Here is a 22,990-nt window from a genome sequence, read left to right on the forward strand (position 1 = left end):
TATTGGTACAATGGAAAATATTTTTTGAGAATTTTAGATTTGAGAAGTGAGATACGAGGTTTTAAAAGATAAAAGCCCGTTTTTACCGCAGAAAATGATTAGACGTTTTGCTTTTCTTGAACAAAAGAAAAGCAAAATGGATACTTTTGAAGGAACTACTCGGGAGAAATTCTACGAAGTAGAATCTATTTATAAATAAAAAAAGCTCGAATAAATCGAGCTTCATATTATTATTCATTTCATAATATTATACGAGATGTTCCAAAATTGTATTTAATTCTTGTAATTCGACCAAGAAACCATCGTGTCCAAAAATAGAATCTATTTCGATAAATTTTGCATTTGAGATATGATTCGCTATAAATTTTTGCTCACTTGGCGGAAATAAAATATCCGAAGAAATTCCAATCACTAAAGTATTCGAAGAAATCTGAGCCAAAGATTTCTCTAAAGATTCTCTATTTCGAGCCAAGTTTTGTGAATCCATCGCTTTCGAAAGTGTCCAATAAGAATGTGCATTGAATCGATTTGCTAATTTTTCACCTTGATATTTTTGATAAGAAGAAGCTTTGAAATCGTTGTAAACAGAATCCTCGTCTTTTTGCTTCTGTTCATATATAATATAGGTACGATAAGACAACATCGCAATTGTACGCGCCGCAATCAATCCATTTCTTCCTCCATCCTCAATTTTATCTTTAAAAGTTGAATCGGCTTCGATAGCCAAACGCTGCGATTCGTTGAACGCAATTCCCCATGGAGAATGTACCGCATTTGTCGCCAACAAAACCAAATTATCCACTTTAACTTGATCAAGTAACGTAAATTCTAACGCTTGTTGACCACCGAGTGAACCACCTATTAATAAATGAATAGTTGAAATTCCTAAATGATCTGCCAACAATTGGTGCGCATTTGCCATATCTTTTATCGTAATTGTAGGAAAATCTCGATAATAAGGCGAATTTGTTTCAGGATTTGTAGACAACGGATTTGTCGTTCCATAATTAGAACCAATCACATTGGCGCAAATAATAAAATGATCTTTTGGATTGAATAATTCATTTTCTCCAAAAAGACCAGCCCACCAATCAAAAACATCCGAGTTTGCCGTTAAAGCATGACAAACCCAGATGATATTATTTTTTTCGGGATTCAACGTTCCCGCTGTATGATAAGCAATGGTTAAATTTTCGAGAATTTGACCATTTTCTAATTGAAATGGCTTTGTATAATTATATTGATAAAAATTCACTGAATTAATTTATAGCTAATAATACTTTGTTTACTTAATTTTATCAAAAGCTCGCTGAAGATCATTTTTGATATCATCAATATATTCAATTCCGACAGAAAGACGCAATAAACCAGGAAAAACTCCAGCAGATTTTTGTTCATCATCACTCAATTGTTGATGAGTTGTTGCGGAAGGATGAATAATTAATGATTTTGCATCGCCAACATTTGCCAAATGACTTATCAATTCTAAACTATCAATAAATTGATTCGCTTTGTCTGCATCACCTTTAATTTGGAATGATAAAACAGCTCCGAAACCATTTTTCAAATATTTTTTTGCCAAATGATGACTTGGAGAAGTAATTAATCCAGGATAATTCACTTTTTCAACTTGCGGATGAAGTTCTAACCAACGCGCAATTTCTAACGTATTGTCCAAATGTTTCTGAACTCTTAACGACAACGTCTCTAAACCTTGTAACAATAAAAAAGAATTGAACGGTGAAATTGCTGGACCAAAATCGCGCAAACCTTCGACGCGGGCACGAATAATAAACTGAATATTACCAAAAGGACCATTCACTCCAAAAACATCGGAAAAAACTAAACCATGATAACCTTCTGATGGTTCAGAAAATTGTGGAAATCTACCATTACCCCAATTATAATTTCCACCATCCACGATAACTCCACCGATAGAAGTTCCGTGTCCACCGATCCATTTTGTTGCAGATTCTACGACAACGTTTGCTCCATGCTCTAAAGGTTTGAAAATATAACCGCCCACACCAAACGTATTATCCACAATAAATGGAATGTTATATTTTTGTGCAATTGCAGCGATTGCTTCAAAATCTGGAACATTAAAACTCGGATTTCCTATCGTTTCTGCATAAATCGCTTTTGTATTTTCATCAATTAATGATTCAATTTTTGCTGGATCTGCATCTTCAGCAAAGCGAACATCAACACCTAAACGCTTAAAACCAACTTTGAATTGATTATATGTTCCGCCATAAAGATTAGAAGCCGAAACAAAATTATCTCCTGATTCTAAAATATTATTTAAAGCAATAAATTGTGCCGCTTGTCCCGATGAAACAGCTAATGCCGCAACACCACCTTCCAGCGCAGCAATACGTTTTTCGAAAACGTCGGTTGTTGGATTTTGAATTCTTGTGTAAATATTACCAAATTCTTTCAAAGCAAATAAATTTGCTCCGTGTTCGGCATCATTAAATACATAAGAAGATGTTTGATAAATTGGAACAGCTCGAGAGCCTGTTGTTGGGTCTACTTCTTGACCTGCGTGTACTTGTAAAGTATCGAAATGTAATTGTTTTTCTGTTGACATAATAAAATTGTTTTGAATGTGACTACGATTAATAAATAGTAGGTAGGTTAGTTAGCTAAAATTAGCAGCTGCACATTCGAATTTTACTATTGATACAATTATAGATGCTGTGAAGCAGGACGCCGTGTCCAAAAGAATGTTTTTTAGAATTGTACTTCATCTGAAAAATTTTAGCTCATTTTGGGTTACCTTTCGTAACTCCTTTTTTGACGAAGTGAAATTAGAATAATTTTCTAAATAATAAAATTTAGATTTATTTTTTAGAAAATAAATCTATAAAATCAATTTATAAAGAATATTTATACCAAAAAGCTAAAAATATTTCTTTCGAAATCTATAAAAAGGATTTAAACAGAATAAAATTTGAAGTAAAATGGAGAATATTAGGTTAAAAACATAAAAAAGGAGATCAAAATTGATCTCCTTTTAAGTTTTATGATAAAAAAGTAATTAGTTTGCTAAAACGATTACTTTATTATTGTTCATTTCTATTGTTCCTCCTTTGATATCTAACAATAATGTAGATTCATTAGATGGAGAACTGTAAACTTTGCCAGATTGATTATCGAAATCTTCGAAAGTTTTTGTGTGAACTTTAATTTTGATTGTTCCTTCACCTAAAGTTGCAACGATAGGAGCGTGGTTATTTAATAACTGGAATTCACCATCTTTCCCTGGTAAAGTAACAGCATCTACTTCTGCATCGAAAACTACGAATTCTGGCGTAATAATTTGTAAGTGCATAATCCTATTGTTTTTAAAAAAAAGAGTACTTAGCAACTTTCAAAAAGAAAAGAAACGTAAGCACTCTTTGTATGGTTAAACTATATTATTTAGCTTCTGCTAACATTTTTTCTCCAGCTTCAATCGCTTCTTCGATTGTACCACGTAAGTTGAATGCAGCCTCAGGATATTGGTCAACTTCACCATCTAAGATCATGTTGAATCCTTTGATTGTATCTTTGATGTCTACTAAAACACCTGGGATACCTGTAAACTGTTCTGCAACGTGGAATGGTTGAGATAAGAAACGTTGGATACGACGTGCACGGTGTACAACTAATTTATCCTCTTCTGATAACTCTTCCATACCTAAAATCGCGATGATATCTTGTAAAGCATTGTAACGTTGTAAGATTTCTTTTACACGTTGTGCTGTTTCGTAATGTTCTTTACCAATAATTGTTGGTGATAAGATACGAGATGTAGAGTTCAATGGATCTACCGCTGGGTAAATACCTAATGAAGCAATTTTACGATCTAATACCGTTGTAGCATCTAAGTGCGCGAAAGTCGTAGCTGGCGCAGGGTCAGTTAAATCATCGGCAGGTACATATACTGCTTGTACAGATGTAATAGATCCGTTTTTAGTAGATGTAATACGCTCTTGCATAGCACCCATTTCAGTTGCTAATGTTGGCTGATAACCTACGGCTGATGGCATACGTCCTAATAAGGCAGAAACCTCAGAACCTGCTTGTGTAAAACGGAAGATATTATCTACGAAGAATAATACGTCACGTCCTTGACCTTGTCCATCTCCGTCACGGAAATATTCAGCTAATGTTAAACCTGTTAAAGCAACACGAGCACGTGCACCTGGAGGTTCATTCATTTGTCCGAAAACGAAAGCAGCTTTAGACTCTTTCATGTTTTCGCTATTTACTTTAGATAAATCCCAAGATCCACCTTCCATAGAGTGCATGAAATCTTCACCGTAATTAATTAATCCAGCTTCAATCATCTCACGCATTAAGTCATTACCTTCACGAGTACGCTCACCAACACCAGCGAATACAGATAAACCTCCGTGTCCTTTAGCGATGTTGTTCATCAACTCCTGAATTAATACTGTTTTACCTACTCCGGCACCACCAAATAAACCAATTTTACCACCTTTTACGTATGGCTCTACTAAGTCAATTACTTTAATCCCTGTAAATAAAACTTCTGCAGATGTTGATAATTCTTCGAATTTTGGAGCTGGACGGTGAATAGGTAAACCGTTTTCTTTGTCTAAATTCCCTAAACCATCAATAGCATCTCCAACTACATTAAATACACGTCCTTTGATGTTTTCTCCGATAGGAACCATAATTGGTTTTCCTAAAGCGATAACTTCTTGACCTCTTTGTAAACCATCAGAACTATCCATTGCGATACAACGTACAGTATCTTCACCGATGTGTTGCTCGACTTCAAGAATTAATGTTTCTTTTCCTTGACGAGGAACCTCTAATGCATCATAAATATTTGGAAGGCCTTCTGCGTTATCAAAAATAACGTCAATTACAGGTCCAATAACCTGTGCAATCTTACCTTTCTTTTGATTTGCCATTATATGAAATGATTTAGTTTATTTTATTTGGGTGCAAAGGTAAGTTAAAAACATTGTATAATTTATATACTTTTTAAGATTTTTGTCATAATATTTTGATTAGTAATCAGAATATTACAATCAAAGGAAATTAAAAATAGATTTGAAGTTCGATTTGAAAGCCTTAATTTTGTGCAAAATCATTTTTAGTGAACGTTTATCAATCCTTAGAAGAAATCAAACCTATCAAACGTCCTGTCCTTACTTTGGGCATGTTTGATGGTGTGCACATTGGACATCAATCTATTCTGAAACAACTCAATACAATTGCAAAAGAAATTGATGGAGAAAGTGTTTTGATTACTTTTAATCCACATCCCAGAATGGTTTTACAGCCAAATTGTGATCTTAAATTTTTGAACACTTTAGAGGAAAAAGAAAATGTTTTACGTCAATTTGGGTTAGAACATTTGATTATTCAAGCGTTTACAAAAGATTTTTCACAAGTAACTTCTGTAGAATTTGTCAAAAATTTATTGGTTGATAAAATCAATATTGATACGTTAGTCATTGGTTACGATCATCATTTCGGGAAAAATAGAGAAGGAAATTTCGAGCAATTACAAGTTCTTTCGAAAGAATATGGTTTCAATTTGATTCAATTGCAAGCTGTCGAAGAAAATGATGTGGCGGTGAGTTCTACAAAAATTAGAAATGCACTTATCGAAGGAAATATCGCATATGCGAACAAAGCGTTAAACTATCATTATCCACTTTCTGGAGAAGTTGTTCATGGTGATAAAATTGGGCGTACACTTGGTTTTCCTACCGCTAATTTACAAGTTGATCCTAATAAATTGATTCCAAAAGATGGCGTTTATGCGGTTGATGTTTTTGTAGATAATCAAAAATATTTAGGTTTATTAAGTATCGGATTTCGAGAAACGGTTACCAATTCTCGCGAACATCGAGTAGAAGTGAATATATTGGATTTTGATCGAGAAATTTATGGAGAAACAATTTGCCTTGAATTTTTAGGACATTTGCGAGATGAAAAGAAATTTGACTCGTTAGATGATTTAATCATCGCGATGAATCAAGACAAAGAAAATGCAATAAAACATTATTCAAAATAAAATTTCCGAAGTCAAAAATTAATCATTTGACTTCGGAAATAATTTACTTCTTAACAACTTTCTCTACTAAAGCATTTCCTTTAGAATCTGTAATATGAATTAAATAAACTCCAGATTGTAATTGATTTGTTGAAATAGAATTTCGATTATTCATCGAAATGATCTTTTGTCCAATCAAATTATATAATTCTATTTTTGCGATTTCTTCTTTAGATTTTATATGAATAACATCTTGGAAAGGATTCGGATATATCTTTATTGATTTTAAGTTCTCTACTTCATTTGTTTTCAATAAATCTTGAGATGCCTTATAATAATTTGGTACGCCATAACCTAATTGATTTGAAGGAAAGGAAAAAAGATGAGCAGATTCTTGAATTTTATCTTTTAAAATATCATGTTTAATTTTAGGAAATTGTTGAATCATTAATGCTACAGCTCCTGCTGAAACTGGTGATGCAAATGAAGTTCCATTCGAATAAGTTAAACTTCCATCAGGCAAATAAACTACAATATTTTGTCCTAAAGCTGATACATTTGGTTTAATTTCCCCTAATGCGTTTGGTCCAAAAGACGAAAATGCTGCGGGATTTTTGTATATATCATTTGCTCCAATTGAAAACACATTTTTAACATCTGCAGGTGCTGAAATCATTTTCCAAGGATCATTTCCTTCATTACCAGCTGCTACCACAACAAAAATTCCTTTATTAGCAGCTATTTCAGCTCCTTTAGAAATTAATGTCGTTTTTCCGTCCATATTATCAAATGTATAATCGTATCTCGCATCATCAAAAGCATAATATCCCAAAGAGGTATTTATTACATCAGCACCTACACTATCTGCTCTTTCTGCAGCTTGAACCCAATACATCAACTCTTTTGGAGTTTCTGAAGTATTGTCTTCTGATCGATATAACGAATATGTAGCTTTTGGTGCAGTTCCTACATATTTTCCATCAACTTCTGCTGTCATTGTAGATAAAACCATTGTTCCATGATTATCTGCATCATATACATTTTCTTTTTTATCTACAAAATCATAGGTGTCAAGAATTCTATTCTCTTTACGCAATATATCAAATGCTGAAATTTTATCAACTCTAGGAAAGCCAGCATCAATAACTGCTATCAAAACTCCTTGTCCTAAAATATTATTATTGTGAAGTGGTTTTAAATTAATTTGGTCAATAAAATCATTAGCATAACCATAATTAAACTCTTCTGAATTATGTATTAGATCTTTCCATTTTGACAAATTTTTATTTGATGATTTAGGAACTGAATTACGAACCAAAGATTCTGCAGTTTCAACAAAACTTAATGCTTTTAATTTACTCAAAATAGTTTCATCAGAAATCTCTACCATCATAGTATTCAACCATTTCGAATGCCCAATATAATTTAATGATAATTTTTTAAGTTCATTAATTCTATACTCAGATATAGGAACATCTTCCTCAGTGATCGAGATTTTATACTTTTCTCTTCTATCTAATGATCGTTGAGAAAGTATCTGCAAAGGGTTTGATAAAAAATTTGATGTATTTTCCTTTGGTTTTAATTTGACCAAGTATAAATCTTGAGCCAAAGAAAAAGTAAAGCCAAGTAATATTAAAGTTAGAGATAAAAATTTTTTCATAAATGTTAATTCGTTCAATACGACTAAATTAACATTTTATTTTACTTTGATTGATAATAAGTAAAAATTTCTTTCTTATTCTTTTCCAAAACTCCTAAAAGCGTCGCATCAACTTTTGGTTCGTTAGTCGTTAAAACAATTTTATCATTTATTTTTTCGAATGTAATGACAAGATTATTCGTTGTACTTTCAAACGAAATTTTATCTTTCGATTTCTTTTGTAATTTGAAATTGGTACGTAAAATATCTGATTTTACTGTAAATTTTAATGGTTTATAAACAATCGCTGATTTGTCAATTACAGATTTTTTTGGCGAAACTTCCATCATCGAAGCTGTTTCTAATGATGTATTCGCAGCACGTTCTTCTGCAACAACCGTCATTTTCATCACATCAGAAGTGTCTTTTAATTTAGAAGCACCTCTAATTACAACACCTGAAGCTTTCCCTGCTAATTTATCCGAAATGACTGAATCTTTTGTATAGCCAAAATTTTGACTATTTGCTTTAGCATATTGACCTTCTTTTTCTATCGAATCTAAAACCTTAGAACGAGCTTCCATTGCTTGCGGTGCTGATAAAGTAACTGGAGCATTTGGAGCGGACGCTTTAGATAATTGAGGAAAATATCCTTTATCATCAATTGCACCAGCAGAATGCCCTTCCATTACTTTATAAACAGGCTCTTTTGTAACTTCATCATTCTTTACTATTTCTAGAGGTTTTTCCAAATCTTTATCTTTCGATTCCAAAACCACTATTTCTTCTTGTTCAGCAGGTGATTGCTCAATAACTGGGACATTTGTTTTGACAATTTCAAGTGAATTTTCTCTATTTTCAGTATTAATATTCTCGATAAAAAGTACAAAGTAAGGAATCGCAATCAACGCGAAAACAGCAGCAGAAAACCATACACTCGAAACAAATTCACGAATAGGTTTCTTTTTCTTTTCCTCCTTCTGCAAACCAGATTCAATACGTTTCCACACCAAATCTCTCGGCTTTTCGCCGACAGTTTCGGTACTTCTTGATCGAAATAAATCTTCTATTGGATCGTTTGTGTTCACGATAAACTTGATTTTATATTTTCATTCTTACTTAACATTTCCTTCAATTTCGTCTTCGCTAAATTAAGTTGCGATTTCGATGTTCCTTCTGTAATGCCCAAACTTTCGGCAATTTCTTTGTGTTTATACCCCTCAATAACGTAGAGGGTAAACACGAGACGACAGCCTTCGGGTAGATAATCGAGGAGTTTCATCACATCATCTTCTTCTATTTGTTGCGAAGCTTCTTGGTTAGATGAAATGGAAGAGGAGTAATCGTCAACATTGAGATGAAAAATTTTATTTTTCCGCAACTCCATCAAACATTCATTAATCATAATTCTTCGCATCCATCCTTCAAAACTTCCTTCGAACGAATAATATTCAAGATTCTGAAAAATCTTCAAAAATCCTTTTACCAACGCATCTTCCGCTTGTTGTATATCGGTAAAATAACGTTTACAAACCGCAAAAAATCGCGCATCATATTTTTCGTAAAGCAATCGCTGTGCTTTCGAATCATTGCTGATACAAGCTTTTATGAGTTGTTTTTCGTCCAAAATACTTTTTCTTTCTTACTGTTTAGATGCGAAAATTACGCTTATGGATGCTTTGATAGCGTAAAATATTTGTTAAAGTTCTGAAAACTTATTCATTAAACATAAAAAAGTCGCTACAAGAGCGACTTTATTATATATTATTAATTGAAAATATTATCCAACTAAATTATGTTTTACTAGATATTCTGCAATTTGAACCGCGTTTGTAGCAGCTCCTTTGCGTAAATTATCTGCAACAATCCAACAATTTAATGCATTTGGTTGAGATAAATCACGACGTATACGTCCTACAAAAACATCGTCTTTTCCTTCTGAATAGAAAGCCATTGGATAAGTATTTGTATCAGGATTATCTTGTACTGTTACACCTTCCTGTTCTGCTAATAATTTGCGAACTTCGGCTAAATCAAAATCATTCTCAAATTCGATATTTACAGATTCCGAATGTCCTCCTTGCACAGGAACACGAACCGCAGTAGCAGTGATATTCATTTCGTCCACACGCATAATTTTACGTGGCTCACGCGTTAATTTCAATTCTTCTTTTGTGTAACCTGTTTCTTCATCAAACACATCACAATGAGGCAATGCATTTTTGAAGATTTGATATGGATAAACTTTCGCAACGTCACGTCCTTCAATTTCTCCATTCAATTGTTCAACTGCATCTTTACCAGTTCCTGTAACCGATTGATACGTAGAAACAACAACACGTTTAATTCCATATTTTTTATGCAAAGGATTTAACACCATTACCAACTGAATTGTAGAACAGTTAGGATTTGCGATAATTTTATCATTTGTTGTTAAAATATCTGCATTGATTTCTGGTACAATCAACGGACGATCTGGATCCATTCTCCAAGCCGATGAATTGTCAATTACAGTTGTTCCAACTTCTGCAAACTTAGGCGCCCACTGTTTGGAAGTTTCTCCACCTGCTGAAAAGATCGCGATATCAGCTCGCATTTCTACAGCATCCTGCATTGATACAATTTTGTATTCCTTTCCTTTGTACTCAATAGTTTTTCCTATTGATCTTTCTGATGCTACTGGTATAATTTCAGTGATTGGAAAATTTCTTTCTTCCAAAACTTGGAGCATAACTCTGCCGACCATTCCGGTAGCGCCTACGACTGCTATTCTCATTTGTTTATTAAATAATATATTAAAAAATTTCGAATTGCTAATTTACAGATTATTTTGATACATTTTTCTCTATTTCATAGGTTTAGCAATCAATTTGATATGATATATTTTATGTTATGATGTTAATTCAGGTTTTTAAACTTTTCCTCGAATTAAAATTTATAAAACTCTTTTTTATAAGAATTTTGAACACAAAAAAAGTGGAACAAATTGCTCCACTTTTTAAAATATTTTTGAAATAACCTTCAAATTTAGTCTTAAGCAAACTCGTTGTAAGCTGCTTTTAAGTTTTCTGCAATAGCTGCTGCAGAGTGCCCTTCGATGTGGTGACGCTCTAACATATGTACTAATTCACCATCTTTGAATAAAGCAACTGCTGGAGAACTTGGAGGAAATGGAGCAAAAAATTCACGTGCTTTTGCTACAGCATCTTTATCAAATCCTGCGAAAACTGTTGTTAAGTGTGTAGGAACTTTATCATTATCTAATGACATTACAACTCCTGGTCTTGCAGCACCTGCAGCACAACCACAAACACTATTTACCATTACCAAAGTTGTTCCTTCTTGTTTTATTGCTGCTTCTACTTGTTCTGGAGTAGTTAAATCTTCAAAACCATTAGAAGTCAACTGAGCCTTCATTGGCATTACTATTTCTGCTGGATACATATTGTTCTTTTTTTGTTTTAAATAAAAATAAATTATTTTCAAAGTTACATAATTCTAAAACTTTTTAGAATACTTACTTTTGCAGCAACAAATTTACATAGAATTTTGCAATATGAAATTGACTTTTGGTAAGAATGAGAAACTTAAAAGCAGAAAAGCATTCGATGAATTGTTTTCTGATGGAAAAACATTTGTTTCTCATCCGATTAGATTTGTCTACAAAATCAAGCCGAAAGCGGATTACAATATAAGGGTAGGAGTAAGTGTTGGAAAGAAAAAATTTAAATACGCAGTTGACCGAAATTTATTGAAACGCCGTGCTAAAGAAGCTTACAGATTAAATAAATTGTTACTTGAACCTAATGAAAACTATTCGGTTGATTTAGTGATGATTTATACTTCTACAAAACATCAACCTTTTGAAGTAATCGAACAATCTGTCAAAACTTTATTAGAAAAATTAAACGAAGCGATACAAACAAAAAAAGATTAATCCTAGGATTAATCTTTTTCATTTATTATAAGTTGTAAAACTGTTTATTTCTTAAGATTTGTTTGCAATCTGAAAAAACTAAAGTATACAGATACTAAAATTAATCCACAAACCGATGCTCCAATTCCTAAAACGCTACGAAAGTTTTCCTCAGCCATAAAACCAGCTTTATAATCCATCTCATATAGGTTGTAACCTAAACCTATCAACAAAACGATTGTCGCGATATAAATATATGTTTTCATTAGATAATGAATTTTTAAATTTTAATTTCATTCATAAACAATGCACCGATATTTGACGTAAATAATTTGATTGCGATTGACAATAAAATTACTCCAAATACTTTTTTAAGCACCGATAAAACGCCAGGTCCCATCCATTTTTCGAGTTTTCCTGCGAATTTCAGCACCAAATATACGATTAACATATTTAATATAATCGCAATCACAATGTTAATATCTGCAAACTGCGAACGAAGCGAAAGTACAGTTGTCAACGAACCTGCACCCGCAACTAACGGAAACGCAATAGGAACGATGGATGCAGAGTTGGATTCGACTCCTTTCTGGATTTCAATTCCCAAAATCATTTCGATAGCGATGATAAAAATCACAAAAGCTCCAGCAACGGCAAACGACTGAACATCAACACCAACTAATTTCAAAATTTTTGTTCCGAAAAATAAAAACGAAATCATCAAGATTCCTGCTGCAATAGACGCTTTTTCAGACTGAATATGCCCAACTTTGCTTCGAATTCCTACAATAATTGGAATACTTCCTAAGATATCGATAACTGCAAAAAGTACGGCGAAAGTTGTTCCGATTTGATTGAAAGAGAATTTCTGAAAAAATGATATTATATTTTCCATTCGTATTTAGTGATAATTAATTGGTTGATGCAAAAATAAAAGTTTTTATGAACAAATTTTCATAAAAAAGCAAGAAATCAATCTTAATCCAACCAATTCTTAAAATCTGTCACTTTTTCGCGACTCACAATCATATCTTGTTCGTTGTAAGTATTCAAAATTATTTTTAATCTTGAATTAGAATACATTGTAATTTCTTTAATCGAATCGATTTGAATAATTTGACTGCGATTAATTCTGAAAAATTTTTTCGGGTCGATTTGTTCTTCCACTTTATCCAACGAAAAATCTACCAAATAATTTCGATTTTCTTTTGTATGAATATATGTTGCTTTGTTTTCACTAAAAAAACATTCGATATTCTCTGTTTCTATAATTTTTATTGATGTTCCGATTTTGATCGAAAAACGTTCTTTAAACTTTTCGGTTTGATTATTTGAAAAAAAATTTTTTAATTCATTTAGATTGAAACTTGAAGATGTTTGCTGAAATTGTTTTTCAAATTTCTCGATTGCGAACTTCAGTTCCTCTTCATCAACAGGTTTCAACAAATAATCAACCGAATTTAACTTAAACGCTTTCAACACATATTCGTCATAAGCTGTCGTAAAAATAATGGCTGACGAAACATCAACTTGATTAAAAATCTCAAACGATAAACCATCTGATAACTGAATATCCAGAAAAATTAAATCTGGATTTGGATTCGTTTTCAACCACGCTACACTTTCTTCTACAGAATGCAACATTTCATGTATTTGATAACCCAATTTTTCTACACGTCGCTTTAATAAACGCGCAGCAGGCTTTTCATCTTCTATAATTAATATTTTCATCTTTTTTTAAGTTAGTTCACGAGTCGGTTTTCTCATAAAAATTTTATTCCAAACAAATAATAAAGCAAGTATAATGACAAAAATGATCAATGTTGCGAGATTTGTTTTTGCCATTAAAGCATGAATTGTTGCTGGAACAATAATCGATTTTGTTCGAATCGTTGAAAAGGTTAATACAAAAGAAAAAACAATGCACAATAACATGAAAATTCCAAAACCTCCAAATTGATCGAAATCTTTAAAAATTAGTAAATGCCAAACAGCCCAAAATACTCCTGTTACAATGCTTTTTATTATCCAAAATATATTTCCTAAAACATCGTTCAAATAACCTCTCCAGGTATATTCTTCAGCAATATCATAAAGCAACGTAACAGAAATAAAAATCGCTGCCCACAAATGTTTATTAATTCCGTAATCGTTATTTATCCCATAAATTGAATAACCAACGAGTAATATAAATGGAAAAATCAATGTTTTGAAACCTTCTTTTCCTAGAAGAGAGACTTCTTTTTTAACTTTAGAGAATTTATAGAAAAGTAAACTAATTAGAAAAATAATCAACCCATGATTCATATTCCAAGGCAGTTGAAAATCGACTAAACCTCCAAAAATCAATTGTAAAAAATTAGGACATTTACGAATCAGAAAAGTTCCGATTAATATCAATCCATAAAAAATAATTATTCTAACCCAATTTGTTTGCTTTATTTGATTTATAAAATTCATTTATTGCCACTTTTTATTTTGCTCTTTTTCCAAGATTTCTTTGGCTTTATTCTCTTCCCAACCAGAACCATACGCAAAAACTTTTACAGCATTTAGTGCAACGCCCAATCCCCAACCTAAAACTGGCCAATAAAACCACCAATGTCCATTATTTGTAACTAAATTCAGAATAAAAAAGAATAAACTCATTACAACATAAGTTCCTAAATGCGCATAAAACTTTTTCAATTCTTTTGCACGCTCTATTGCACGTAAATAAGCTTGTTGTTCGTCAAAATTTTGTGTATTCATAGTTGTATTTTTTTGTGTTAATATGGGAAGTTCTACACGAAATAGTTGTTCATTTTTTTCGATGTTCACTTCTCGGTTAGAAATTAATTGATAACGATTAATAATATTTTTCAGCCCAATTCCTGTCGAATCTTTAATGGTTTCTTTTGGTTGAAAAGAGTTTTCAATGATCAAATAATTATCTTTTTTATACATCTTAATTTTAAGAGGTTTTTGATCAGATACAATATTGTGTTTGATTGTATTTTCTAATAAAATCTGCAAAGAAAGTGGCACAATAAATTCGGTTTCAGAGAAAGTTATTTGTTCAATTTCGAAATCGATGCTATTTTCAAATCTTAATTTTAGAAGGTTGACATAGGTTTTTGCAAAATTTATTTCTTCTTGAATCGACACAACTTCTTTGTCTTTTTGTTCTAAAACATATCGATAAATCTTAGAAAGCGATGTTGTAAAATCTATCGCATTATCTGGATTTTCTTCAATCAAACCAGTTAAAACATTCAAACTATTGAATAAAAAATGTGGGTCTAATTGACTTTTTAAGGTTTCGAATTGTGCAGTTGCTGTTTCTGCTTTTGTTGATTCGATAACAATTTTACGTTCTAATTTATTTTTCTTTCGATCGATAATAAAGAATAAAAACAAAAAGAAAACCGTGATAACTGCAACTAAAAGATAATTGATCGATTGATCGTAAAAAATATATTTCTGCAAAAGGAGATTCGCAAACTCCACGAATACATAATACAATACCAACGTATAAATAATAGAACGTAAAAAATACTTTCTTAAAACTTTTTCTGGTTTAGGCGAATCTGGTACATCTATTCTATATTCATTAAAAATGCTTGTATTCACAAAAGATGCTGCAACACTGAACGAAAAATATCCGATAAAATATTTGATAGCTTCTGGATGAAAAAATTGATTGAATGATACATTTGGAGATGTAAAAAATATCACGCTATAAATCAAAACATTGATTACAAATAGAATCAAAATATTACGAACAATTAACTTTTTGTCAGAAACAATAATTCCTTCTAAGAATTTTAAAAAGACCAACCCTAAAGCAACAAATTTTAGAAAGTTTCCTGTTAACAAGCCTACTTCTACACCTAAATCAAAATTTGAATTATTTTGAAAATTAATTGTACTAAAATCAAATACATATACTAAAATTGCAAATGAAAATACAAATGAAAATAATCTCAAATATCCTTTATAATACTTATCCATATCAAGCAATCAAATTAATTAACCAAAAAATAATTTCGTGAATAAATTGTGCAACTAAAGCTATCATTATAGTACGTTTTTACATTCGTTATTCAACAAGGCTTCGGCACGATCTTTTCCCCATATCGGTTCATTATTCTTTGGCTTTTCAGTATCGAATAAAGCTAAAGATTTTTTTACATTTTTACAATCTTGTGTAATATCCATTCCGCTATATTTTGCAGCATTGATATTGAACTCAGCCAAACCTAAAACAGAACGCGGATTAGTAGGGTTTAACATCAACGATTTTTGATAGATTTGTACTACTTCTGGATAATAAATTGCTCCATTTTGCATTGGATTCTGCACAATTTCTGCTGTTAAATACAAGGCTTTTAAATTGAGAATTTCTACATTTAATGGATTATTTCTGACTAAATCATCGATTTGAGTTTTTACATTCAAAAGAATTTCTTCATTTTTAGTAATATCTTTTGATTCGAACGTTTTCAAAACTTCAGAAAAAGTCAAGTAATATTTAGGCAACCATTCATTTGGATAATCATTTATTAATTGCTTAAAATTAGCTTCAGAAGAATGATTTCCTTTGTTCCATTCCGTTAAAGTTTTATTCATATCTGATTCAAAATTCTTTTGTGCAAAAGTTGATACAGTGAATAAAATTGCGATTGTTAAGAAAACTGTTTTTATCATTTATGTTTTTTTATTTGTTGAGTCAAAGTTCTTACAAACACTTCTTGTTTGAAATTATATGTTACCGAATTGTCAATTTTTGAGGATGAGTTGTAAGGACAAAAATAAAAGGGACAACTCAAAACTGAGATTGTCCCTTTTACTATCTAAAAAACTTGAAATTTATTTTCGTAATAATTCTTCGGAAATATTTTGCGTAGCTTCGAAAACTTCTTCTAAATTTTGATGCAAACCACCAAAGGCATATTTAGCTTGTCGTGCGTTGTTCAGCAACAATTTCCATTGTTCTACGGCTAATTCACTAACACCATTTTCGATCAATTTATTTGCAATCACCTCGTCAGAAAAATGAGCTAAATCTGTATTCGTTTTTAATAGCGCAGCATTACACAAAATATTTTCTTGTAATTGATAAAAATCTTTTTGGTCTTCAACGTTTATTTTTTGCTTCAATTCATCTAATTCAGCAGAAATTTGACTCGAATTTATCGTTGGTTTTTCAACCAAAGTAAACTTTTGGGTTTCTGTTTTTGGTTGGTATGATTCAAAATTATTTTGCTCGTTAAGAGGTTTTATTTTTGGTTCAATTTTTTGTTTTTGTGTCGGGTTATTTTTCTTTCTCATCAAAAATAAACTTCCAGCACTCAATGCAATTACACCACCAGTTAACCACAACCAACCGCTTTTTCCTTCTTTCACATCGTTCGTCATTTCTTCTATTTTATCAGAAATTGTCGAATCTGGTGAATTAGAAGCCACAGCCGTTGCAGAAGAAGTTTTAGAACCTGAAACAGACAAATTAATCGAATCTGATTTCAAGGTTACATATTTCTCTTTAACAGGATCGAAATAACAAAATTCTACAGGCGAAATCGTATATTCTCCTCCAAAATTTGGGACAAGAACTGTTTGCTCAGCAACTTTTCCTTTCATTCCTGTATCATAGGTTTTATATGCATCGCGTTTTTTCGGTGCGAATTTTTCTAAATTTTTTGGCGTCGTAATTTCAGGTAAATTAATCGTATTAAAGTTTCCTGTTCCAATAATTTCAACATCAAAATTTACACTTTCATTGGTTGTAACTTCTTTTTTATCAACCGAAGCGTTCATTTTAAATTGACCAACTGCACCGCTAAAATTCTTTGGCTTTCCTTCTTCTGGAAGTGCTTTTGCATTAATCACAACTGGATTACTACGCACTTCTACAGGCTCCGCTCCATACGTTGTTGGCAACACCACATCTACCGAAAACGGATCGATTTCTATCTTTCCTGGTTTTTGAGGAAAAACATAATAACGTGCAATTTCTTCGGAGAAATATTGTTTTCCTCCAACAATTTCTTGCTTGATATTTTCGGGAGAGCTTTTTACAATTTTTGGGCTTAATCCGTCTAAATTTCCTTGACGAAAGTTTTGTTTACGATTAAGATAAGATAAATCTTTTACGTATAATTTTACTGATAAACCAACTTGTTCGTTCACATAAGGATTCGTTTTCGAAACTTTACTTTGTAGAAAAACAGGCTGCGAAGTATTACTTCTAAAATTGTTGTGCGTCAACCCCGTTCCTTTCACTACAACATCGACAGGTTTCGATGTATAGGTTTTTCCATTAATCACAATTTTAGCAGCTCCAATGCGATATTTACCTTCTTTTTCAGCAACAAAAGCAAGGATAATTCCTTCTTCTATCACTCCTTTTCCATTCACATAAGAAACATTTTGCGAGTGTTGTTCACCTACAATTTGTAATCCATTATGTGGAGGATATTTCATTGGTTGATCAATCGAATAACTATCTGTATTAGATTCGATAAAAAAGCCCACGCTAAATGCTTCTCCTAAACTGACCTGTGTTTTATCTGCATCAGATTTAAAAGAAATTTGTTGTGCTAACGCTGTGATAGACGTTAAGGCAAACACTAAAAAGCTATTTAAAACGCTTGTCGTTGTCATTACCAATCCTTAGATGTTGTTGTTCGTTGTTTTTCTGCTTTTTGTTGAATAATTTTTCGTTGGGTTTTGGCTTCCTGATTTTGCAATGCTTTTAGCAAACCGTCTCCCAAATTATTCTTTGCATTATCTTGTTCTTTTCCGTCTCCATTATTTCCTTGTTTGATTTCTGGAGATTGATTATTTCCTTGTCCTTTATTGTTTCCATTTTCACCACCAGCTTTCGGGTTTCCTCCTTGATTTTGCTGTTTCTGCTGATCAGATTGTTGTTGTTGAGATTGATTCTGATTCTGATTTTGCTTTTGGTTATTTTGGTTTTGTTGATTCTGTTTATTTTGCTGCTGTTGTTGTTTTTGCTGATTATTTTGATCTTGTTTGTTTTGATCTTTATTATTTTGATCTTTTTGTTTCTCACGTTCTTTTTCTAACATTTTTTTTGCTAATGCATAGTTGTAACGTGTTGCATCATCTTTTGGATCATTTCGTAAGGCTTGTTTGTAATTATCAACAGCATTTTGATAATCTTTTTCCTGCATAAAAGCATTTCCTAAATTGTGATAAGCCAAATGTTTATCATTATTCGTTTTAGATACTTCAGCAGAACGTTTGTAATGCGCTATACTTTCTTTGTAACGTTTTTGTTGAAATAAAGCATTTCCTAAATTGTAATTTGCTTTGACAGAAGTTGGATCTTCCATGGTAGCTTTCTTGTAGGCAACTTCTGCATTATCAAATTTTCCTTTTTGATAATACTCGTTTCCTTCAATAATGTAGCTTTTCGCTTTCGATTGACTATAACCAAAAACGGATAAAAGCATTATTCCTAAAAATCCTATTTGTTTTAAAAAGTACATCATTTTACCATACAAACTTACTATTTCTTTTTGTTAAAAATCTTATATTCAGATGTTAATAATTCCACAAAAAGTAAACAAACCGCAACCGCTAAAAACCACTGATAAATATGATTCATATCTCTTGTTGTAGAGTTAGCAATTTCGTTTTTATCTAATCGGGCTTTATACATTGATAATGCGGATAATGCATCTTGCGTATTATCCAAATGAATGTAAGTTCCGTTTGTATCTTGTGCCAATTTGCGAAGATTTTTATCTTCTAATTTTGTAATAACTATAGAACCTGTTTCGTCCTTTTTATAGTCTTCGGCGTAGCCATTGTAATACATCGGAATTGGAGCTCCTTTATCTGTTCCAACACCAACTGATACAATATGAATTCCGTTATCTTTTGCTATTTTAGAAGCTTGATTAACTGTATTTTCGTTGTCTTCTCCATCCGAAATTAGTACAATTAATTTACTTGTATTCGCCGATCCTTTGAATGTTTTTGCAGCTTCCTGAATCGCATTTAAGTAATTTGTTCCTTGACTCGAAATTAACTCAGTATTAACATTTTGCAAATAACTTTCGATTGCAGCATAATCATTTGTCAATGGAGAAATGGTATAAGCATTCACCGCAAACGCAACCAAAGAAGCTCGATCTCCACCTAATTGATGTAATGTTTCTGTGATTAATTTTGTTGCTTTTTCTAATCGAGAAGGAGCAACATCTTGTGCATTCATCGAACTTGATAAATCTAACAAGAAAACCATATCAATTCCTTCGCGCTTTACTTGCACATCTCGTTCACCATAAAGTGGATCCATCAATGCAATCACCATTAAAAATAAAGCCACACAAAATGCAATGATTTTGAAGCCATAACGCTTTGAAGATGTGATTGGAAAAACAAATGGAAATAATTCTTTATCTGCAAATGTTTTCTTTACACGTTCGCGCCATTGAAATACTGTTATCGATAGAAAAATAACGACAAACAATAAAATCATCAACCAAATATTATGTAATTCTCCCCACTGCATTAGATTAATTCTTTAAAAACGGTTCTTCGTAAAATGGCTTCTAATACCAAAATGATGAATGCAGGTAATAAGAATCGTGCAAACAATTCGGTATAATTATAATATTTGACTTCGTTAATTTCTGTTTTTTCAAGTTTATCAATTTCGTCATAAATGTTTTTTAAACTTTCATTGTTTGTTGCACGGAAATATAAACCTCCAGTTTTATCTGCAACTTCTTCTAACAATTTTTCGTCAATTTGTACAGGACGCATCTCAAAAACATAATCACCTAACATATCGTAACCAACAGGCATAGGCGCCATTCCGTTTGTTCCAATACCAATTGTATATACTTTTATCCCTTTCTCTGCTGCAATATCAGCGGCTTGTCTCGGCGAAACATACATCAAATCTCCAGAAGGATTTACACTTTCAACACCATCTGTAATCAGAATAACTACTTTAGATTTTGCCTTACTATTTTTAAGATGATTAACAGCTGTTGCTAAACCAACTCCAATTGCTGTTCCATCAGCTAAACTACCAGAATGTAACATTTCGATTTCTTGTGTCAAAACATCACGATCTGTTGTTAATGGAACACGTGTCAAAGCTTCTCCAGAATATTCGACCAATCCAACTCTGTCCGTTTTTCTTCCAATTGAAAAGTCTTTTGCAACTTCTTTTAACGCTGTTAAACGATCTGGTTTCAAATCGCGTGCTAACATACTCAACGAAGTATCTACAGTCAATAAAATATCAACTCCTTCGTCCGATTTTACTTTTGTTGTAACATCTACATAACGTGGACGAGCCAAGGCAACAATGCACAAAGCCATTGCGATAATTCGCATCAAAAATAAAAGTGGTTTGTACGTCGCTAACGAACTTTTTGCACCTCCAAATGCTTTGAGCGAAGGTAATTTTAAGGATGCTTTTTTCTGGCTCGTTTTGCGAATTTCTCTGAAAATAAAGAAAGGCAAAGCAAGCAATAAGAGTAAGATCCAAGGATTTTGAAACTCAAAATTTAGCATTCCTAATTGTTATTAAACTGTTTATATTTTTCTCCCGTCACTTGATCTTTTTTCAAATCTTCGTTCTCCGGAATTTCTAATGGTTTTACACGATCTACAAATTCATCTACCCAATTTCGATGCGAAATATTTGTTGGTTCATCAAATTCTTGTTTGGCGAATTTTACCAAATCAGCATCGAACAAAAATTGTTTAAATTTCTGTACATCTTCTGGTAAAACATCTGGTTTTGTCGCAACATATTTTACTAAATCATCCGACAAAATTTCTAATGCAGAAAAGTTATAAATACGTCCTAAATATCGTCTTACAATAAATGATAATTGCGTGTAATATTCTTTTTGTTCGCCTCGTTTCAAATATTTCTTGGCATCCAACGCTTTTAAACTTGCTTTCGCTTCGTCATAAGGCGTTTTGTACGAATCTTTGCCAGATAATTTCGATTTTGCGCGAACATATAATACAACCAAAACAATTCCGATGATAAATAAAATCAACGCAATAATGCCGTACAACCAATATTTATTCCAATAATCTCCAATAGAATATTCTTCTTCCATTACAGGTTTTATCGGGAAAATTGCATTTTTCGTTGTATCAACTGCAATATCTTGAATATCAATTTCGAGTTGTTTTGTAGTTAAATCTTTTCCATTTTTCTGAATAATAAATGATGGAATATTAAATCTCCCTGCATCATATCCAGTCAATTCTAAATGTTGAACAATTTCAGATTTTCCATCCGTTTTTACAGTGTCAATTTTTTGACCTAAAACTTCGATGTGATGATTAATTGAATCTGAAATCGTAGGAAAAACAACTTTATCTCCTTCTTTGTAATCAATTTTCAATTCATATTGGATTGGCTCGCCAATTTTGATTGTCGTGCGATCCAATTTTGGCGTAATTTCTTGCGCAAACGAAAATTGAAGGATAAAAAAACTTACTAAAAGCAATAAATTCTTCATTAGGCTTTATGACTTTTAAAGTAGTTTAACAATGGGCGAACATAATCTTCGTCGGTACGAATACTGATTGCGCCTGAATGATTTTTCTTGAAAATAGATTGATAACGTTGATCTAAATCGCGGTAATATTGCGCATACTGTTGACGCAATTTCTTCGATGAAGTGTCTATCAAACGGATTTCGCCTGTTTCGTTATCTTGCACATGAACTAAACCTACGTCTGGAAAAGATTGCTCTTTTTCGTCATAAACTCTAATTCCAGTCACATCATGTTTTTTTGCCACGATTCGCAATGCTTTTTCGTAATCTGAAGAATCAATAAAATCTGAAAGAATAAAAACATTTGATTTTCGGCGAACCAAATTCATAAATGTTTCCAAAGTCTCTGCTAAATCAGTTTTCTTACTTTTTGGCTCATACGAAACAATTTCTCTCACCAAACGCAACACATGTTGTTTTCCTTTTTTGGGTGGAATAAATTTCTCCACTTGATCCGAATATAATATCAAACCAACTTTATCATTATAAGTAATTGCCGAAAAAGCCAATGTAGCGCTCAATTCAGCAATTGTTTCCATTTTAATTTGTTTTCGTGTTCCAAAGTTTTCAGAATTCGAAACATCAACCAATAAAAACATGGTTAATTCTCGTTCTTCTTCAAAAACTTTTACATAAGGTTCGCTGTATCGAGCCGTTTTATTCCAGTCGATATTACGAACGTCATCACCGTATTGATAAGGACGAATTTCACTAAAAATCATACCTCTTCCTTTGAATGAACTGTGATATTCACCCATAAAAAGGTTGCTCGCTTTGCGCTTGCTTTTTAGCTCAATACGTTTTACACGTTTGATGATTTCTTTTGCATCCAAAGTTTAAATGATTTTGAATAGTGG

Annotated in this window: 23 protein-coding genes; 2 read left to right on the top strand and 21 right to left on the bottom strand. The window is 32.1% G+C overall.

The window, feature by feature from the left end; all coding sequences use genetic code 11:
* Positions 1 to 247: 247 nt before the first annotated feature.
* The 4 genes from metX to atpD all read right to left on the bottom strand — a co-directional run bounded on the left by metX (position 248) and on the right by atpD (position 4,931).
* Positions 248 to 1,255, bottom strand: coding sequence for a homoserine O-acetyltransferase (gene metX / locus N5D46_RS08980; RefSeq protein ID WP_280049778.1), 1,008 nt, complete (start codon positions 1,253 to 1,255; stop codon positions 248 to 250).
* Between the two features lie 30 nt (positions 1,256 to 1,285).
* Positions 1,286 to 2,593 carry an O-acetylhomoserine aminocarboxypropyltransferase/cysteine synthase gene (locus N5D46_RS08985; RefSeq protein WP_280049779.1) on the bottom strand — a complete coding sequence of 436 codons (1,308 nt, stop codon included), beginning with the start codon at positions 2,591 to 2,593 and terminating at the stop codon, positions 1,286 to 1,288.
* A 450-nt stretch (positions 2,594 to 3,043) separates the two neighbouring features.
* On the bottom strand, positions 3,044 to 3,337 hold the full coding sequence (locus N5D46_RS08990) for a F0F1 ATP synthase subunit epsilon (protein WP_038336143.1): 294 nt from the start codon (positions 3,335 to 3,337) through the stop codon (positions 3,044 to 3,046).
* A gap of 85 nt (positions 3,338 to 3,422) precedes the next feature.
* Positions 3,423 to 4,931: a F0F1 ATP synthase subunit beta gene (atpD, locus tag N5D46_RS08995; protein WP_280049780.1), complete on the bottom strand. Its 1,509-nt coding sequence runs from the start codon at positions 4,929 to 4,931 to the stop codon at positions 3,423 to 3,425.
* 188 nt (positions 4,932 to 5,119) lie between these two features.
* On the opposite strand from atpD, the gene N5D46_RS09000 reads away from it, so the two are divergent.
* A complete protein-coding gene (locus N5D46_RS09000; RefSeq protein WP_280049781.1) occupies positions 5,120 to 6,046 on the top strand; it encodes a bifunctional riboflavin kinase/FAD synthetase in 927 nt (308 codons plus the stop codon).
* A 43-nt stretch (positions 6,047 to 6,089) separates the two neighbouring features.
* Here the strand turns inward: N5D46_RS09000 and N5D46_RS09005 are convergent, their stop codons facing one another.
* The 5 genes from N5D46_RS09005 to N5D46_RS09025 form a co-directional block, all read right to left on the bottom strand.
* Positions 6,090 to 7,688: a S8 family serine peptidase gene (locus tag N5D46_RS09005; protein WP_114998644.1), complete on the bottom strand. Its 1,599-nt coding sequence runs from the start codon at positions 7,686 to 7,688 to the stop codon at positions 6,090 to 6,092.
* 41 nt (positions 7,689 to 7,729) lie between these two features.
* Positions 7,730 to 8,755 carry a hypothetical protein gene (locus N5D46_RS09010; RefSeq protein WP_280049782.1) on the bottom strand — a complete coding sequence of 342 codons (1,026 nt, stop codon included), beginning with the start codon at positions 8,753 to 8,755 and terminating at the stop codon, positions 7,730 to 7,732.
* Positions 8,752 to 9,294 carry a sigma-70 family RNA polymerase sigma factor gene (locus N5D46_RS09015; RefSeq protein ID WP_280049783.1) on the bottom strand — a complete coding sequence of 181 codons (543 nt, stop codon included), beginning with the start codon at positions 9,292 to 9,294 and terminating at the stop codon, positions 8,752 to 8,754. Before N5D46_RS09015 ends, N5D46_RS09010 begins: the two co-directional genes overlap by 4 nt.
* Before the next feature lie 153 nt (positions 9,295 to 9,447).
* Positions 9,448 to 10,443 (bottom strand): aspartate-semialdehyde dehydrogenase, encoded by a 996-nt coding sequence (locus N5D46_RS09020; protein WP_038336152.1) that lies wholly within the window; start codon positions 10,441 to 10,443, stop codon positions 9,448 to 9,450.
* A gap of 257 nt (positions 10,444 to 10,700) precedes the next feature.
* Complete coding sequence (locus tag N5D46_RS09025) at positions 10,701 to 11,111, bottom strand: BrxA/BrxB family bacilliredoxin (protein WP_038336154.1); 411 nt, start codon at positions 11,109 to 11,111, stop codon at positions 10,701 to 10,703.
* Between the two features lie 112 nt (positions 11,112 to 11,223).
* Between N5D46_RS09025 and rnpA the strand changes: the two genes are divergently transcribed.
* Positions 11,224 to 11,604, top strand: a complete 381-nt coding sequence (gene rnpA, locus N5D46_RS09030; protein WP_038336156.1) for a ribonuclease P protein component — start codon at positions 11,224 to 11,226, stop codon at positions 11,602 to 11,604.
* A gap of 44 nt (positions 11,605 to 11,648) precedes the next feature.
* Here the strand turns inward: rnpA and N5D46_RS09035 are convergent, their stop codons facing one another.
* The 12 genes from N5D46_RS09035 to N5D46_RS09090 form a co-directional block, all read right to left on the bottom strand.
* A complete protein-coding gene (locus N5D46_RS09035) occupies positions 11,649 to 11,849 on the bottom strand; it encodes a hypothetical protein (protein WP_038336158.1) in 201 nt (66 codons plus the stop codon).
* 14 nt (positions 11,850 to 11,863) lie between these two features.
* Entirely contained in the window at positions 11,864 to 12,478 is a 615-nt protein-coding gene (locus N5D46_RS09040; protein WP_114998639.1) for a MarC family protein, read from the bottom strand.
* Positions 12,479 to 12,561: 83 nt separating this feature from the next.
* Positions 12,562 to 13,314 carry a LytTR family DNA-binding domain-containing protein gene (locus N5D46_RS09045; RefSeq protein WP_280049784.1) on the bottom strand — a complete coding sequence of 251 codons (753 nt, stop codon included), beginning with the start codon at positions 13,312 to 13,314 and terminating at the stop codon, positions 12,562 to 12,564.
* A 6-nt stretch (positions 13,315 to 13,320) separates the two neighbouring features.
* Positions 13,321 to 14,043 (bottom strand): CPBP family intramembrane glutamic endopeptidase, encoded by a 723-nt coding sequence (locus N5D46_RS09050; RefSeq protein WP_280049785.1) that lies wholly within the window; start codon positions 14,041 to 14,043, stop codon positions 13,321 to 13,323.
* Complete coding sequence (locus N5D46_RS09055) at positions 14,044 to 15,576, bottom strand: histidine kinase (RefSeq protein WP_280049786.1); 1,533 nt, start codon at positions 15,574 to 15,576, stop codon at positions 14,044 to 14,046. It lies immediately after the preceding gene.
* 66 nt (positions 15,577 to 15,642) lie between these two features.
* A complete protein-coding gene (locus tag N5D46_RS09060) occupies positions 15,643 to 16,272 on the bottom strand; it encodes a hypothetical protein (protein ID WP_052217862.1) in 630 nt (209 codons plus the stop codon).
* 162 nt (positions 16,273 to 16,434) lie between these two features.
* Positions 16,435 to 18,228, bottom strand: a complete 1,794-nt coding sequence (locus N5D46_RS09065) for a BatD family protein (protein ID WP_125350571.1) — start codon at positions 18,226 to 18,228, stop codon at positions 16,435 to 16,437.
* Positions 18,228 to 19,082 carry a tetratricopeptide repeat protein gene (locus N5D46_RS09070; RefSeq protein WP_280049787.1) on the bottom strand — a complete coding sequence of 285 codons (855 nt, stop codon included), beginning with the start codon at positions 19,080 to 19,082 and terminating at the stop codon, positions 18,228 to 18,230. Before N5D46_RS09070 ends, N5D46_RS09065 begins: the two co-directional genes overlap by 1 nt.
* A 17-nt stretch (positions 19,083 to 19,099) precedes the next feature.
* Positions 19,100 to 20,110, bottom strand: coding sequence for a VWA domain-containing protein (locus N5D46_RS09075; RefSeq protein WP_114998631.1), 1,011 nt, complete (start codon positions 20,108 to 20,110; stop codon positions 19,100 to 19,102).
* Positions 20,110 to 21,126 (bottom strand): VWA domain-containing protein, encoded by a 1,017-nt coding sequence (locus N5D46_RS09080; protein ID WP_280049788.1) that lies wholly within the window; start codon positions 21,124 to 21,126, stop codon positions 20,110 to 20,112. Before N5D46_RS09080 ends, N5D46_RS09075 begins: the two co-directional genes overlap by 1 nt.
* A 2-nt stretch (positions 21,127 to 21,128) precedes the next feature.
* The gene (locus N5D46_RS09085; RefSeq protein WP_280049789.1) at positions 21,129 to 22,094 is read right to left on the bottom strand and encodes a BatD family protein; all 966 of its coding nucleotides are present in this window, start codon (positions 22,092 to 22,094) and stop codon (positions 21,129 to 21,131) included.
* Positions 22,094 to 22,966: a DUF58 domain-containing protein gene (locus tag N5D46_RS09090; RefSeq protein ID WP_125350567.1), complete on the bottom strand. Its 873-nt coding sequence runs from the start codon at positions 22,964 to 22,966 to the stop codon at positions 22,094 to 22,096. The genes N5D46_RS09085 and N5D46_RS09090 overlap by 1 nt, the downstream gene beginning before the upstream one ends.
* Positions 22,967 to 22,990 lie beyond the last annotated feature (24 nt).

Source organism: Empedobacter sp. GD03865, from assembly GCF_029840775.1.
GTDB classification, from domain to species: Bacteria; Bacteroidota; Bacteroidia; order Flavobacteriales; family Weeksellaceae; genus Empedobacter; species Empedobacter falsenii_B.

Bases quoted from the DNA above. Each gene is read 5' to 3' on its own strand.
- N5D46_RS08985 (WP_280049779.1), bottom strand. From the start codon at position 2,593: ATGTCAACAGAAAAACAATTACATTTCGATACTTTACAAGTACACGCA.
- N5D46_RS08990 (WP_038336143.1), bottom strand. From the start codon at position 3,337: ATGCACTTACAAATTATTACGCCAGAATTCGTAGTTTTCGATGCAGAA.
- atpD (WP_280049780.1), bottom strand. From the start codon at position 4,931: ATGGCAAATCAAAAGAAAGGTAAGATTGCACAGGTTATTGGACCTGTA.
- N5D46_RS09005 (WP_114998644.1), bottom strand. From the start codon at position 7,688: ATGAAAAAATTTTTATCTCTAACTTTAATATTACTTGGCTTTACTTTT.
- N5D46_RS09020 (WP_038336152.1), bottom strand. From the start codon at position 10,443: ATGAGAATAGCAGTCGTAGGCGCTACCGGAATGGTCGGCAGAGTTATG.
- N5D46_RS09025 (WP_038336154.1), bottom strand. From the start codon at position 11,111: ATGTATCCAGCAGAAATAGTAATGCCAATGAAGGCTCAGTTGACTTCT.
- rnpA (WP_038336156.1), top strand. From the start codon at position 11,224: ATGAAATTGACTTTTGGTAAGAATGAGAAACTTAAAAGCAGAAAAGCA.
- N5D46_RS09035 (WP_038336158.1), bottom strand. From the start codon at position 11,849: ATGAAAACATATATTTATATCGCGACAATCGTTTTGTTGATAGGTTTA.
- N5D46_RS09040 (WP_114998639.1), bottom strand. From the start codon at position 12,478: ATGGAAAATATAATATCATTTTTTCAGAAATTCTCTTTCAATCAAATC.
- N5D46_RS09045 (WP_280049784.1), bottom strand. From the start codon at position 13,314: ATGAAAATATTAATTATAGAAGATGAAAAGCCTGCTGCGCGTTTATTA.
- N5D46_RS09050 (WP_280049785.1), bottom strand. From the start codon at position 14,043: ATGAATTTTATAAATCAAATAAAGCAAACAAATTGGGTTAGAATAATT.
- N5D46_RS09055 (WP_280049786.1), bottom strand. From the start codon at position 15,576: ATGGATAAGTATTATAAAGGATATTTGAGATTATTTTCATTTGTATTT.
- N5D46_RS09060 (WP_052217862.1), bottom strand. From the start codon at position 16,272: ATGATAAAAACAGTTTTCTTAACAATCGCAATTTTATTCACTGTATCA.
- N5D46_RS09065 (WP_125350571.1), bottom strand. From the start codon at position 18,228: ATGACAACGACAAGCGTTTTAAATAGCTTTTTAGTGTTTGCCTTAACG.
- N5D46_RS09070 (WP_280049787.1), bottom strand. From the start codon at position 19,082: ATGATGTACTTTTTAAAACAAATAGGATTTTTAGGAATAATGCTTTTA.
- N5D46_RS09075 (WP_114998631.1), bottom strand. From the start codon at position 20,110: ATGCAGTGGGGAGAATTACATAATATTTGGTTGATGATTTTATTGTTT.
- N5D46_RS09080 (WP_280049788.1), bottom strand. From the start codon at position 21,126: ATGCTAAATTTTGAGTTTCAAAATCCTTGGATCTTACTCTTATTGCTT.
- N5D46_RS09085 (WP_280049789.1), bottom strand. From the start codon at position 22,094: ATGAAGAATTTATTGCTTTTAGTAAGTTTTTTTATCCTTCAATTTTCG.